At 38.7% G+C, this 16,053-nt stretch carries 5 protein-coding genes; 4 read left to right on the forward strand and 1 reads right to left on the reverse strand.

The window, feature by feature from the left end; genetic code table 11:
- The 3 genes from J6I68_RS02355 to J6I68_RS02365 all read left to right on the forward strand — a co-directional run.
- Positions 1–218 (forward strand): hypothetical protein (locus J6I68_RS02355; protein WP_292216991.1); only part of this gene is annotated, 218 nt, incomplete at its 5' end.
- Between the two features lie 37 nt (positions 219–255).
- Entirely contained in the window at positions 256–5,799 is a 5,544-nt protein-coding gene (locus tag J6I68_RS02360) for a hypothetical protein (RefSeq protein WP_292216992.1), read from the forward strand.
- A gap of 266 nt (positions 5,800–6,065) precedes the next feature.
- Entirely contained in the window at positions 6,066–14,024 is a 7,959-nt protein-coding gene (locus J6I68_RS02365; RefSeq protein WP_292216994.1) for an AarF/UbiB family protein, read from the forward strand.
- A gap of 104 nt (positions 14,025–14,128) precedes the next feature.
- Here the strand turns inward: J6I68_RS02365 and J6I68_RS02370 are convergent, their stop codons facing one another.
- On the reverse strand, positions 14,129–15,532 hold the full coding sequence (locus J6I68_RS02370) for an RNA-guided endonuclease InsQ/TnpB family protein (protein WP_292216996.1): 1,404 nt from the start codon (positions 15,530–15,532) through the stop codon (positions 14,129–14,131).
- A 96-nt stretch (positions 15,533–15,628) separates the two neighbouring features.
- On the opposite strand from J6I68_RS02370, the gene tnpA reads away from it, so the two are divergent.
- Positions 15,629–16,053, forward strand: a 425-nt coding sequence (tnpA, locus tag J6I68_RS02375) for an IS200/IS605 family transposase (protein WP_292216997.1), incomplete at its 3' end; no start/stop codon positions are given.

Genomic DNA, 16,053 nt, shown 5'->3' on the forward strand with positions numbered 1-16,053 from the left:
TGAGAAAGTTATCAAACGGCAATCTGGAGCTCTCATATCTTTATGGCAAGTATCCAAGAGGCCTTATAGAGCTTCTTGGAAGCACTGTCAGCAAGATGGAGACTCTTTTCCCGGGCGCAAGCCTTACCTTTGATGCTATGAGTGATAAATCTTTGCAGCTTGCGAAACGTCTTTTCCCAAAAGCAAAGACAGTACACATATATGAGGCTGAGTTTTAATAAGACAATTAACGAGTAATGACGGGAGACAAAGAAAATGTCAGGATTTGAAGAATATCAGAAAAAACAGGATACAGAAAAACATAAAGAAGAGTTTTATACCGGACAGATTGACAAGGGCGTTGATGTAAACAAGGCCTCTTATGACTATGACCCGGATCAGCTCATTGAACATTTGAAGAAAAAGACAGACGATAAATCTGCTGAAGCGTTTGCGCTCAGAACCAAATATTATTTCCAGGATGATCAGGCTATTACTGCTAAGATAAGGCGCTATCAAAAGATCAACCAAAGAGGTGAACATCAGGATAAGGTTGATGTGTATGCGGAAAGATACAATCATCATAGTGCTAAACATCGTAAGTGGGCAGCAGAAACTGCTTCTATTAAGTTTATGGACGCCCAGAATTTAGCACTTAAATATAAAAACGATGAGAATGCAAACTCTTTGGTGAAATACAGGCACCGTAAGGAAATCATGAATCAAAGAATGGAGGCGCTTGAGAGTGTTGCTTATGTAAAAGCTCAGAGCAAGAAACATGAGAAATATCTGAACGGTCGATCAAAACTTTCCTGCAATCTTATTCTTAAGGATCAGCTTGACCACTTTATAGATGAAGAATCGAGAAAGCAGAATAATGATGATATGGTCAACAGCTTAAAAGCTGAACTCACCAAGGTTGAGGCAGAGATTACAAAAGCCACTAAAACCATAAGGGAAAATGTGCCTAAGTCACACGAAAAGTGGCGTGATGTTAATGGAATTAATGATCGTAAGTATACACACAATATGAATACCTATAGACAGGAAGAGTGTATAGGATGCAGTAAAAACAGCGCAATCTTAATGACTGAGCTGGAACTTTTTAATTCTGAACAAAGTGGATATGAATGGCCCAGGAAATCTGTCCTTAAGGATCAAGATGGCTTGGGAGCACCTCTTTCACAGGCTGAGAAGGAAAATCAGGAATGGAACACGAAATATGACAGTGCAAATGCCAATGAGAAATTTAAGATGGAAGTAGAGGCGCTTAAGCGCTTTTTAGAGATGCCCGTTCCTTCTGCAGAAGCAATTAAAGGCAGTAAAGCAAAGAATTATGTTATTACCAACCTTAGGGACTATTACGATCTCACAAAGAGAGCTCTGCCATACTACAAAAATCTGTTGAAAGACACTAATAATCCTTTAACTCAGATAATTGCGGGCAACCTGGCCATACAGGCAAAAATTGAATATATTGCAGCAATTGACAAATATATTGATTACAGACTTCGCAGAGATCATCTGATTGTTTATGACAGTGAAACTGGCCAATATAGCTTTGAGCAAGAAGAGCAGTATAAGTATACCAGAGGCTTTTTTGGCCCCAAACGCACAAGGAAGTATGGCGATGATGAGAATGGTAAAAGTGAGTCTGCAGATCGATTTACCGCACTGAAGAATGCCTTTGACACCTATCATGCTGCTCCGGCCATAAGTACGGAGTCTCTAAATAACATTTCTCAGAATCTGAATATCAATATTCAGCATCAGAACATTATTAACGAGCCTCTAAATATCATTAACGAGCCCCAGAATATCGTTATTCAGCCTCAGGTTATAGAGGAGAATCAAATAGATAAAAACGGTAAGGAGGAGATAAATAAGGCCAACAATCTTGTCAAAAACATGATCAATCTTTTCGATAATAAGGGCAAGAAAATTGAGCAAAACCAGGAAGATAAGAAAGAAGATAATATCATAATAAACGAGGAGGATAAAAAAGAAGAACAGAAGCAAGAGAAGAAGGAAAATAAGCTTCAGAACAGGATAAACATATTTGAAAAGAAAGAAGAGAAAAAAGAAGACAAAAAGGAAGAGATAAAAGAAGACAAAAAGGAAGAGATAATAGAAGAAAAGAAAGAGGAAAAGAAAGAGGAAAAGAATAAGAAGAAAGCTGTAAAAAATGAAAACAAGATAAGCAAAAATAAGATCATTGAAAATAAGATTAATGAAAATGTGATCAATGAAAGCTTCGCAAATCCGCACTTTATAAGTGAAAACATGGTGGACTCCTATAAACGCAAGAACCCTGAACTTTCCGATAAGGCAATAAGTATTTTAAAAGCCAAAAGGAATATGGTTGCTATGAATGACTGCCCTGAGTATAAAAAACTCATGATAAAGACAGGTAAGGAGTTCAAAGGGGATATTGCCGGGGCGTCTATTGACAGAGTTGCAGCATATGTAATGCGACCTGTAATTTTTGATGAGAATTACAAGCCGGTAAATACCAAAGAAAATATTGCAAACCACGAGTGGAATATTAAGTGGCTTAAGTCCTGGGAAGATAATGCCCCTTTAACTGAGGGGGATTTAAAGGCCAAAAAAGCAAAAGAAACCAAAAAGAATATTAGCAGGATCAAACTTACCAAAAAAGAGCTTGCTGATATGGAAAAGGAGAATAAAAAGCGCAGTCAGCGCAGACAAGAGAATGAGAAGATCAGGAAGCAAATGATTAATGAAGAGGCTTCAAAGATGTTTGAAGGCTTTAATCTTCCTCCGATTCCAAAGTCAGAGAACCTTACCGGAAATGAGCTGGCAGAGTACAGAAGTGAGCTTGATAAGTGGATAGAAGAGCAAATGGAAAAAGACCCTGAGAGGTATTATCTGCTTAAGGTTAAGCTCACTGCTATGAATAGCCTGGCAAAACAGTCAAAGGATCTAGGCAGAGTTTATATGAAGGATTCTGCAAGAAAGAACCTTGAGGTGTTCATGGCAGGTCTGGACTCCTATGTGTCTTTTTATCTCATCAGTAAATATCATATTGAGGTGGCACATAAAGGGGAAGATGCTGTACTGACTCCAAAGGAGGCGGAAACAAGAGGTAAGAACTATGGAGGCATGCTTGAAGACATGGCTAAGAGCGTTGCCATGACCGCCATTCCTTACAAGAAGGCGCTTGAAAACAAAAAGCTTAAGCTTGTTGATGTATCTGAGCTTAAACAGGCTCATCAGGGAAATGCCATCATCACAGATACACTAGGAGACCTTGAACTTAAAAAGGAAATCGCCGAAGATCTCACAGATAAGGTTAATGCTGTAAATACAGAAAAGATTGCCCTCAGAAGAAAGGTTGATATTGAGGACAAGAAGAGACTTGATTTTAAGACCTTTGAAAAACTCTCTGCTTTCGGAACACTCTTTGAAAACAAAAATGACCTTTCAAAGTATTGTGCTCTTTATGGCTTGGGCCTGAAAAAACAGAATGCTAAGAATAAGGAAGATGACGGAAGTAAGGAAATCAAAGAGGTCATGGATAAGTTAACAGACGTAGTCTGGAAGTTTGACCTTAGGGATATTAACCTGTCCTCGGATGAGCATCTTATGCTGCATGCTGCAGAGCTTGAGAAAATGTCCCAGGCAGTAGAGGCCTACAAAGACCTTCTTTTCACAAATCCGGAGTATCTCAAGAAACTTAAACAGGATGATGCCATTGATAAAAAGGCATTCCCTGACAGGGCCGAAGAGATGATCGACCATGTGGTCAAGCTTACTGCTGTGACAGATTATTATCGTGCAAGAAAGCTTGTACTTACTGATGAGCTCTATACAAGCAAGTTAAACTCCCAGATCAGTTACCAGTCAGAAAAGGGTGACAGCATACAGATGAGGCGCTTAAAGAAGATGATGAGAGCTTCCTATATTGCAGCCCTTAACATGAACAGGGCCTTTGGCGGTAAAATTCCCAAGGAGCTTTCTGTAAAGGCGGAGTCAGAAGAGGAAGAAGCTGCAATTAAGAACCTCTTCAGGGATCCTGTGACTGTAAAAGAAGAAAAGGAAGAAAGAATAAGGATAGAGCAGGAGAGATTAAAGAAGGAAGAAGAGGAGAGGAAAAGAAAAGAAAAAGAGTTAGAGGAGAGAAGAAAGAAAGGGGAAATTATAGACGAAAAGAAAGAGGCAGAGAAAAGGAAAGAGGAAGAGAAGAAAAAGGAGGAAGAGAGAAAGAAAAAGAAAGATATCCATGCCCTGGACATAAATGTGAATATCAAGGATTCCCTGCTTGAAAAACTTGATGCACTTACCGTCAGGGATAAAGAACTTAAGAGACTTGAGAATGAGAAACTCTTCCAGGCTCCTCTTTGGATGCAAAATGCCTTTACGCTTGATTTTTCCAAGATTCCGACTGCTTTAAAGACTGAGGGCGTCAAGAATCCTTTCTTTGCAATAGATAATGATAAGTTTAATACTACAAGGCTGAATTTGTATTTAGAGGAGCCTGACGTAAAGAGCCTGGATGAAAAGAGAGTAGCTGCTATTAAGGAAATTACAGGTGTACCAAAAATTGGTAAAGAACCTAAGTTTAAAAGCAAAGATGACAAACTACTTGAGCAGCTGGAAGTTTCTGACGATTGGAGCAGAACACAAACGAATTTTGCAAAAGAATATATGTATGGAAAATGCGAAGAAGAGATGGTCGAGCTGACAGAGCTTATGAAGATTCAGGAATCAAAAGAGTGGGTCGACGAAAAGGGAGTAAAGCACTCTAAGAACTGGGAAGATATTGAAAAGGATAAAGAGGCTCTCGCTTTTTATAAGAGTGCTTATACTGAACTTGCCATGAAGCTTATCTTTTCTATTTATGCAACCTCAAAACGTGTAGCTGAAACCTATGCTCCTAAGGCGCTTATCCTACATCCTGTAGATTTTCTTTTGCAGCTCACATATCAGGTTCGTCAGAATATAACAACCAGTGCTGTCATTTCCAATGTTATAGGTGAAAGAAAAGCTAATGTTTCAGGAACAAAGCAGGAACGTGTAAAGCTCTTGTTTGATAACAATGATGATGGAACATATAACCTTGATATAGAGGACGTGCTAAATACTACCGGAGTAATGACAGCTCTTGGATTTAAGGTAACCACTACTACTCAGGGAATCATAGAGACAGCTACAAAGCAGAATATAGAAGATGATGAAAATGAAGATGAAGTTGCAGCTGCAGAGGGAAAATCAAAGAAGCTCTTTGGAAAGAAAGAATTTTTTAAGAAGGTCGTAAAACCTGAGTTTGAGGCATATCAAAAAGAGCATCCGCCCATAAAAGGTATGGTTGACGGTTTATTCTATACGAACGATGACAATTTTATAATGGCCTGGTATTTAAATCGTCACCCGGAGTATATAAATAAAAAAGCCCTGATGTCTAAATATGACGGAGAGACTGTGCTTGAAACTAATTTTGCAAATGCATACATTTCTCCTTTCGGTAGTAATGAATATGATATTGCGCAGTGCATCAAGAAAAAGATTATAGATGTCCCTTCAAACGAAGAACTTAATAAATATGAAAATCATCTGGTAAAGGAAGAGTATTCAATACTTCGAACTCAGTATGATTCATTGAGTTCTATGAGGATGAATCCCAAAAAGAAGATGAAAGTTGTGGATGAGAATGGGACGGTTATCGGTGAAGAAACAAACCAACTTATACTCGATGCTAGAAAGAAGGATCCATACGGCATTAATCTGTTCAAGACACAGTTTTCTGAACTTGAGTATGTAGACAAAGGAGGAAAGAAGCATTTCCGTCAAGGTATATGACGTGAATGAAGAAAAAGAAACCCATTTTTTCAGTGAACAGAAAAATAAGCATCTTTATAAGTCTTACTATCATTATCACTGCAGTTATTTCGGCATATTATATAGAATACAAAAACAGGAGTGGCAGATGCTTTGTCACTCCTGTTCTATAAGATTGCTTTATCAAAACTTAATTGATTTTTAAACTTATTTAATTATGACAGTACAAATTGCATCTATAATAAGAAGAGTGAGTTTATAACAATTTATTATGAGGGAGACAAACTATGCTAGATTATGGAGTTAACAAGCAGGAAGAGAATAAAAATATCATCAATACAAGCTCAAAAGTAGCAGAAAAAAACATTGAAATGAGTGTTGATGACCTGAATAAAGATAAAAAACAGGCTGGGAATAATAAAAGAGCTTATAGAAACAAAAAGCTTAATCTCAACATCATAAATAATGATATGGATCAGGATCTCGGTGATCAGGATGTATTTGTTAAACACCCTGTTCCACATATATCTCGTGATCTTGCTTTAGCACTTAGCAAAGTTTTCAGTTGGAAAGGCCTTCATAGAGAGTCTTCCCAACCGGTTCATGATGCAATCTCTGATCTATTAAAGGCTGAAACAGAGAGTGAATTTGTGGATTCTTTAGCACGTGTCATTGAAATGTCAGTTAAATATATGGATGTCAGGTCCGGTCACAGAAGCATCCTTGGCAGTGGAGAAGAGAGAAAAGAAGATATCCGAGGGCTTCTTAAAGAAATTGCTGTATATTCGGCGGGCGCCAGCTCAAATCTCATATCCAGGGTTGATAGTTGTGTAGATAGTCTTCCTCAACAATTTAAATACGGCAGGATCTTCAAGGACAACTACAATAAAGCCTTAGAGAAAAGATTCGGCGATAGATTACTAAACTATTCAGCCGATTTTCTTGCACAAAATGATGAGATCAAGATGGAAAAAGATCTTAAGGAGTGGGGTGGAAGCTGTTCTGCAAGGGCAAAAACAATTCTGGAAGAAAGACAAAATATCAGGAATAGTAAAGAACCCCTTCAGGAGTCAAAGCTTGGAGCTGAGCAGCTTATACAAGTAATAAGGAATATGGCTATTCCCGATACCAAAACTTTGGATGACTATGCCCTTTTGTCATTTCCGGGAATAGAAACCTGGAGAAAAGATGTATATAACCCTCTTTATCTTAATATGGAAAACCTTATCTTTAACGGACAGATACAGGATCTTGCAACAATTGCATCCCTGAGAGCAAGAATGGAAACGTTAAGGATGGAGCTTGATCTTTATGACGCAAGAGTTAAGCAGATGGCAGAAAAAGAAAATGACGTCATTGAAGAGGACAATGAGAATAAGGCATTTATAGAAAAAGCCTCTTACATTACAGACCTTGAGAAAGAGAATCTGACTAGAATCCAAAACTCTATGCAGAATAAAGATCTTTTGCAGGATTTCAAGGCATACAGTAAGATTATTTCTCCTAAGAAGAAAGTTACCAACGAAGAACTTGCCCGTAGAATCCTTGTTGCAGAGCAGAACCGGGCAAGGAAAGATTATTTTTCAAAGGCACAGCAAGACGCCAGAGATACCAAGCTAAAAAGCAGCCGGGCAGAAAAGCCTCGGGACAGATATAAGGATTACCGCAGCGAATGCAACAGAATACTTAATACTGACTACTCTGTTTTGTTCAAAACAGGGCTTGATAAGAATGGCCTTCTAGGAGACATGACAAAGCGCGTGGAACTTATAAATATGCTTACAAGCCTTGATCTGTATCTAAAAACAATCAATAACTGTGAGGAAGAACTGTCCGAGGAGGATAAAAAGGTTCTTTCAAAAGATGACTTTATTATTACTGCTTCTGAAAAACAGGAGCTTCAGGAACTTGTCTCTCTTGGAAAACTGTATAAGCCATACATGGATACTATGATGTCATTGATGAACAATAATGATGCATATTCAGTTTTGGAGTTTTCTGATTTTGACAATCTCTCTGATGAAAGAAAACAAAAACTATTGGAAAGACCTTCCCAGTTCAGAGAAGGGCATGAAAATGAGTTCAGGGTTTATGAGGCTTTTTCGCTTTTTAAGGATCTTTCCGACATTCAGAGCAAGATAAACAACCAACTTGCAGAAAAAGTTAGTACACTTCAGCTTCTAAGAAACCAAAATGCCTTTATCACAAGTCAGGCTGAAGAAAAGAGAAGAGAAAAACAGGCGCAGAAAGATCAGTTCAATGCATTAAAAGATGCGACCAAAAAAGAAGGACTGCGCCTTAAAAAGCGAAGCAAAGACAGAGGCGCATCTGAAGGACTTATGGAAAATGCGATCCGCTTTACTGATCCGGCTCTTGTTCTCAAGGCATTTGAAGAGAAAAGGAAACAGAAAAGTGAGAAACAAAAAAAGCAACTTGAAGCAGCTAAAGAAGCGCTAAAACTTGATAATAAAGCTGCTACCCAGAAAAAAACCAAAGATGAGACAGACCTGGAGGGCCTTATGGAAAAAGCAGTCCATACTGAGGACCCTGCCCTTGTCATGGAACAATTCAGGAAGAATGAAATAGATCGCGCGCTTAAGAAGGATGTTCAAAAGATAATTGCTTCATACAAGGCTCTTTCACAGAAAGAAGCAAAAAAAGGCGACGAAACTGAGGTCAGGAGGCTCTGTGTAAGGACTATTTCAAGCCTTTCGGGTAAGCCAGAGGAAGAATTTGAATATGTCCCTACGGACATTCTTGTTGAAAGACTGGCAAGAATTGACACAAAGAAGCGTTTTGATGCAGATGTATTTACGGCTGATATTACAAAAATCCTTGACGCACAGCCCGATACACAAAAGCTTTCCAATGTTCTTGTGCCTTTATGCACAAAAAAGAATATCAGTGTTTTGGACAACATGAAAATACGTGAATATTCTATGTATTCCATCGAGAATATTTTGGATAGGTATGTTCATGACCAAAAGTCACTGGATCAGTTTGATACAGATATTCTGTCCAAGATAGCACTTGGACTTCTTACCATAGATGACATAGATATGGAAGATGAAGAAAATCCGCCAACAAAGGAAGATATTGCTAAGATAACTAATACATCTGCTATCATTCTTTCCGCCCTTACGGGAAAGTCAAAGGATGATTTCACGTTCATTCCCGCAAAAGAGATCTCCACAATCATGTACGAAGCTGCTTCCATGATGGGATCCGAAATGGACATATCTAAATATGTTGAAGAGCAGCGTGTTATAGAACTTAGAAAAAAGACAATCAGAGATGGCCTTGGAGTATTTGATGGGATTGATAAAAAGACTGCGAAAAGAGCTGACCTTGAGAATGCAAGAAAGGCACTCACAGCGGCTCTTTATACTCTTTCCGGAGCAAAAGATGAGACTTTTGATCTGATTCCAACAAATGTGCTGTATAACATTTTGAAGGCATCTATGGCAGATGCTGGCGACGCTGAATTATTAAAAAAGAATATCATTGAAGCTTCCGAAAACTCGTACGCAGGCATTACTTTGGATATCATGGGCAAAGAGCTGTCAGATATGCTAAACAACCCTGATGTATCTCAGGAAATGATAGACTATATCTCTGCTGAGTACGATATATGCGTTTATGTAAAAGCTAGAAAAGAACTGAATATAGGAAACGAGTCTCTGTCACGTAAAGACTTTGATCTTAATAAGGTAAGTCACCTTCACGATGCAAATCTTATGGCTTCTCTATATATGAGTTATGATCTGGAGTATGACTCTTTAGAAGATTTCAAGAGTGAAATGTCTGTTATGCTGGCAAAAGTTACCGGAATAGATAAAGAAGCCTTCATTAAAATGCCAATAGATGATTTTAAGATAATGTGCTTCCCACTTATCGAGCATGCAAAAGACAACGAGGCATATGACAATGCTTTTAATGTAGTAATGAATGACTACAAGGATAGATATAAATCGGAAAATGTCTTATCCAGACTGTCATCACTCATGGATCAGGCACGAAAGATCGGAAAGTCTAAAAAAACTTATGAAAATAATCCAGCTCTACGCAGCCTTAAAGAGATAGCAATATACTATCTGGTTGATGTAGCTGGCGTAAAAGATGTATCTGAAAAAGAACTTGAAAAACTCCCTGGAATGAGGCTTTATACCTTGGTGTACGAAACCATAACCAGAGAAAAAGACAAGCTTGAAGAATTTGATGAAACCAGGGATCTTTTTGTTGTAGGCAAAAAAGGAGTAATAGCGGACTGTGATGCAGAGATAAAGAAAATTGAACAGGTCATTAAGGAAACTGAAGAAAAGCGTGATAAAGAGCTTATCCCAATAGACAAAAAAATTGAGGAGCAGGCTAAAAAGACAAAACCTGGAAAAGAAAATAAGAAACTTAACAAAGCAGTCGAGGCAAAAACGCTTCTTGTAACCAGATATTCTAACGAAATTCTGGCTTATGAGCAAAAGAAGGATCCATTTAATAAAAAGAAAGCTGAAGCAAATAAGGAAATAAAGCGATATATTGAGCAACAGAAATCGGAAATAGACCAGAGGAATAAAGAGTATCAGAGCAAGTCCACTGTTAAGTTCAGTCTTGAGCGTGAAAAACAGTGGGAAGAAGAAGTAAGGGGTCTTACTGATGCCAGTATAGTCAAATATAGCGCTCTCGAAAGACAAATGAGCAAGGATGAGTGGAGCAAGGATGCAGAAAGTACGCTTGCTTTTATTGGTGACCTTGTCTCTGAAGAGCCTATCTTTGATGAAAATGGTAAAACCATTTCAAAAGAAAACAGGACTACTGCAATTCTTTTGAAGAATGCATCTCTTATCTCCGGCATGTTAAATGATAGAGTGAACAAGACTGGAAATAAAGGTGCATTTAATGAAATCAAGAAAAAGCTCTCAAAAGGAGGCAATAGTTTTGTAGATTCTATTACAAAGAACTTCCTTGAGAACATTTTTACCCAATTTGAGAAATCGGGGATAAAACCTGGTAAATATACGGCTGATGATGTTACAAAGATCCTTAATGGAAAGGAAATGTCTGAATACCTCAAAGGTTCTGAAAGAATGCTGGAAGATGCCATCATCAAAGGTGAAAAACACATCAACAACATGATCAGTGAAGCTGCTGACAATCTTTTTGGAAATAACATGGAATTACCGGTAGCAGAAGATGAGCTTCTTAAACATATCTACGAAAACCTTTTTGATAAGAATGAGCTGGAAAAAATATATCCTAAATACGAAAGAAAACTGACTGGTAAAGAAAAACTTGCAAGGATGAGAGATTCTGTTTTTGACACTGAAAAAGGTCAGGGCAAGTTCCTTAAGCTTGTGATCAAGGATTATTACAATAGTGCTCCGATTGATCAGCGTCGCTTTATGATGTCATATCTAATAAAGGACTTAAAGCCATCGAAGATTGGAAGTAGCAGAGAAGAGGGAGCAGCGTTCTTTGCATCGATGCTCAAAGGGGCTGGTCCACTTATGCAAAAGTTATTCCAAGGTGTTCCGGAGAACATGCTCATGAAGCAGTTCAGACCAGCCCTGTCTGTAGTTAAGTCAGACCTTAGAGATATACCTCCGGAGTATGTTGACAGGCAGCTTAAGCAGCTCAAACAGAATGCTAATGACAATCTATTAAACAAAAAGAGCGCAGAAAGAGTTACAAAAATAACTAAACTTCAGAGTCTTGGTGCAGCATCTATAGCCCAGACCTTCCTTTGTGATGTCACATATGAAGGGCCTCAGGGAAAACGTAATGAGCAGGTTGTTGTAAAAATAATGCGTCCTGATGTAAACCTTGAAAAACTCAGGACTGAAAAAGAATTTATCAAGAAGTGTGCAGAAAAGACTGACACGACAGGGGTAATGCTGGCCTCATTTAATGCGCATTACAACAAAATCGTGGAAGAGCTTGACTTTAATAACGAAGTTAAAAACGCAAAATTGGGAAGCAAGGCGTATGAAGGAGAAAATGTAAGATCAGTTAAGATAAGCGAAACAATCCCTTCAGGACAGCACTATCTTGTCATGGATAAGGCGCAGGGAGTGACCGCTGACCGTTATATTGCTCAGCTCAAAAACTATTCAGAAGAGTGTCTTAAGGAGTTCCAGGATCCAAAGGATGCAAGTAAACATAGCATCACTCTAAGCAAACTTGAAAGACGTAACGAAGTCAGAAAACAGGTGGCTGACAAACTGATCGAAGCACAGGCCTGCCAGAAGAATATGGAAAAGCTTGTGTCAAGCTGGATAACTAATGCACTTTTTTCTGAGATTGATAAAAAGAAGTACTTCCATCACGGAGATCTTCATGCCGGAAACATAATGATCAATAAGGATTATGCAACTGTACTTGACTATGGAAACTGTACTACTTTAGACAACTCAGGAGAAGGATTACTTTTTAAGGGCGCCGGTAGAGTAGACAATATAATCAAGATGATGGCGGCTGCATATAAGGGATTTTCAGATTATTTCATTGAATGTATGGAAGCCTTTATAAAGCTTGATGGGAAGGAAAATGATTACAATTCCTTAAGTGATAAGAAGAAAACTGAAATGAAGAAAAAGCTTAAAGCAGAACTTAACACAGTCTTTAAGATTGGAAGCGGTGAAAACACTGGTGAACGCATATTTGTTGCCCTTCTAAAGGCTCAGGAAGCTGGCTTTAAACTTCCACAGGAGATGATAAACTTCTCACAGTGCCAGCAGCGACTTGAGAATTCTCTTTCAGAATTTAATAATGCGATAAGAACACTGCGAGATTCTCTTGATGTCCTTGATACAATGAAAATCACAGATTTTAAAGATAAGTATAAGAACGTAGACTACAATCCTAAATTGTTATTGATTGAAAGCCTGTCAGGCAGCGATGATAGTGATGTAGTTATTCAAGATGTTGTAGGCAAATACTCTGTCTATAAAGACCTTGATAAAAAAGAACTTAGAAGAGATTTAAGAAATCCTTTAAATGCTGATAAGCTAAGGCAGGGGCTTTTACATTCGTACGTCACAGTAAAGGATAGAATTGACGATAGCGAGATAAAAGAAACGCTCAAATACTATCACGATAACATGTCTAAGTGGAACAAGGCGTATAAAGAATACTTACAATTTGATGGTGTAGATATAAAAAATCTCACAGATAAAAAAAGTAAGGAAAAGTATGACTCTCTAAGAAAGACTCTTGATGGGGCTATAAATCGCTTATATGATCTTTCATCTGATCCTGATTTTACAGATGTATTGGGTGGCATGAATAATTTAAGTAATATGGCGGCCAGCGCTATAATGAACTTCGATCAGGATTCCTGGGAAGAATTCTACAGGATAATGGAAGATAAACTTTACAGGATGTATGACATAGCTAATAAGTTTGAAAACTACGAAAACGAGTTGGTCAAAGCAAAGGAAAAGAACAAAAACAATGAACAACTAAAAAAGCTTGAAGATGATCTGGTAGATTCTTTATGCAAAATATATGCAGAAGATGCAATCGAAAACGGAGAACTCGAAAAAATGAAAAAGCAGATTTCTTCAGATCTTGCGCCAGGTAGTTTTTATTCGATTTCAGTCGATAATATGGATTCAAGATTGGATAAAAGGCAGAGCACTCTTAGTGGAGGTGTTTTTGAAAAAGTAACGGTCAAGGATCAGCAGGGGAATGAGCATATAGAATCTCTTTATGGCGAGAAAGCAGCATACACAGAAAAACTTTGGGATAAGATCCTAGAAATGAGAGATATAAAAGATCTATCACCGGAGCAGAAAAAAGAGCTTAGATCCCTTGAAGTACGTGTTGCAAAACTTGCAAGTGTTATCATGACTGATAGCATTTCATCAAGAGCAAGTGCACGCTTTGAATTGGAACACCAGGATTATTTTGAAGAGAATACTAAAGATGGTGAGCTGTTCCGAAAAGCATATAGCACCCAGAGAGAACTGCAAAAGCAGTACATAGAAGCCAGATACAAAGCAATCAGGCCTGATATAAAGCAAACTGAAGATCTGAAGGCCTTGAAGGAGAAAAGGGTAAAGGCTAACAATGAATTTTTGCAGATCTACAGAAGGATGACAGAAAAACGGCTGCGTCCGATCTATGACATCTACAAAGATTACACGCCTAAGAGCCTTACAACTTTTGTAGATGCTATGGAAGAAATCCTGGATAAAAAAAGAGGTGCGCTTGCACTGCTTCTTGGAAAAGACGCAGTGAAGTTCATGTAATTAGAGATAAGACTAAAGACATGACAGCTGAGCATAAGGAAATGTTGAAGGAGAAGTAAATTTATGAACTACCCTCACCGACTCCACGTCGGAAAGGGTTTCTGTTATGCCGCAGAGCGGCATGAACCTGCAGGATGCTCTATGCATCCTGCAGAACAGGGCATGTCCACTATGCCCCTATCCCATTGGCTTACCTTTGGGAATACTTTTCTTAAGATGTTTGCAGCTCCATTTATGTCTGCATTTGTTATTGTACCATCGTAGTGCCTGTACAAGCCTCTCTTTATACGCCTTCCTGAAAAAGAGCAGCTATCTGAACAGTCCTTTTTATACACAGGGATATAGTCCTTTGCAAGATAGTCTGCCTTTGATGTGTAGCTTTCTTCTGTGAGGACAAATCTTATACCATATTCAGCAAGTTTGTATCTGAGCATGTCTGCAAATATCAGCATTGGTATCTGCACAAAGTTCTGGTTATTGACATGTCCTATACCTATATCCTGTTTCTGGTATGTGTTATGGCCCATCACAACTATATCTACATTGTTATCCCTTGCATAGTCAACAAGCTGTCTGCTCACCTTATGGAACTGATCCTTTATCCTCCTGTTCCTTTTTTCTGTAAGAGCGTTCATCTTTCTTGTCCTGTACTTGTTGTTACATGTCATGGCGCAGGAAGAGAGTCTTTTCATCTCTTTGTTGTAAAACTGGTTGATTGACTTGATCACGCCTCCCTTTATCACAAATGGTCTTGCGCCAAAAGAGTTCGCTACAGCGGCGATATTGTCTGTTCCGGGATCGATAGCCATTACTCTCAAGCCCTTCAGATCTGATACGTCCGAAAGGTCAGAGAGGATATCCTTATCAGCCATGGGGATTATCCCTTTATCAGGCATTGAAAGGACCACATCCAGAACAAAGCTGTTTCCGCTAGGCTTTATACGGACTTCCTTAAGACACACTTCTTCAGGGAGCTGGCCAAGAGACAGCCTATCCTTTGTCCCCGGAAACTTTAGATACCCATCCTTGATCCTGCATATCTGATTAGTCAGGACAGCTGTCTTGAATGATTCCTGTGACATATATCCCGGCATCTTGGGGCGACCAGTAAATGCCCCAGGATTCCTGCCATATACTTTTACAGCTTCAAAGAAAGACTTATAGTCTCTGAGAAGAAGTTTCAATATCTGCTGATTAGCCTGTGACGGGAGGGCATAGTATGCCTTATCCCTTGTTATCTTAAGCAGATGGTCAAGAGCATTATATGTGAGCCATTTGCTAGCGCCAAGATACTTAGTTCCTGTGAGATTATCCCTTACGAGCCTGTAAACCAGCATCTGATTTGGGAAAAGAGGCTTGAATCCAGACATTGAATCAACCGATGACGAATACTGCCTTAAGATGAAATTTGCCCTGTTGTACAGGATGGCTGATGACCTGCAAATATCCCTGCAATAGTCGTAGAGTATGTGGTTTTTGCTTATCCTGTATTGCCTTGTCCTGTACACGGTTGTAAATTCCTTAATAGTATTCTATAGTTAGTATTATAGCACACATTTCAGGGCCTGACAAACATTTGTTCTTTTTGGATGTATGGAGATTATATGCAAAAATCAATAGCAGAATCAGATATTCTGGACGAATACAGAAGAGGCTCTCATTCCGTGTACAAACTCACATACCATGTGATTTTTGTGACTAAATACAGAAAGAAAGTGATCACAGATGAGATTGGTGATTTCATGAAGAATTACGCAGCTTATCTCTGCGGGCGCATGAACAGTGAGCTCATTTCAGCAGAGACAGATGTCGATCACATGCATCTGCTGATCTCCATGCCACCTGATGTTGCACCTGTAAAACTCATCAACTCGTTAAAATCACAGCTGTCCAAAGAAGTGAGAAATACATATAGAACACACGTTGAGAAATACCTATGGGGAGATTCACCCTTCTGGAGTGCAAGTTACTTCTGTGCCACTACCGGAAGTGTTTCTCTTGATACTGTCAAGAAATACATTGAAGATCA

Origin of the sequence: Butyrivibrio sp. (assembly GCF_017940685.1) — a bacterium.
Classification (GTDB): domain Bacteria; phylum Bacillota; class Clostridia; order Lachnospirales; family Lachnospiraceae; genus Butyrivibrio.

What these genes read in the sequence shown, in the direction of transcription:
- J6I68_RS02360 (WP_292216992.1), top strand. Translation starts at nt 256, where the DNA reads ATGTCAGGATTTGAAGAATATCAGAAAAAACAGGATACAGAAAAACAT.
- J6I68_RS02365 (WP_292216994.1), top strand. Translation starts at nt 6,066, where the DNA reads ATGCTAGATTATGGAGTTAACAAGCAGGAAGAGAATAAAAATATCATC.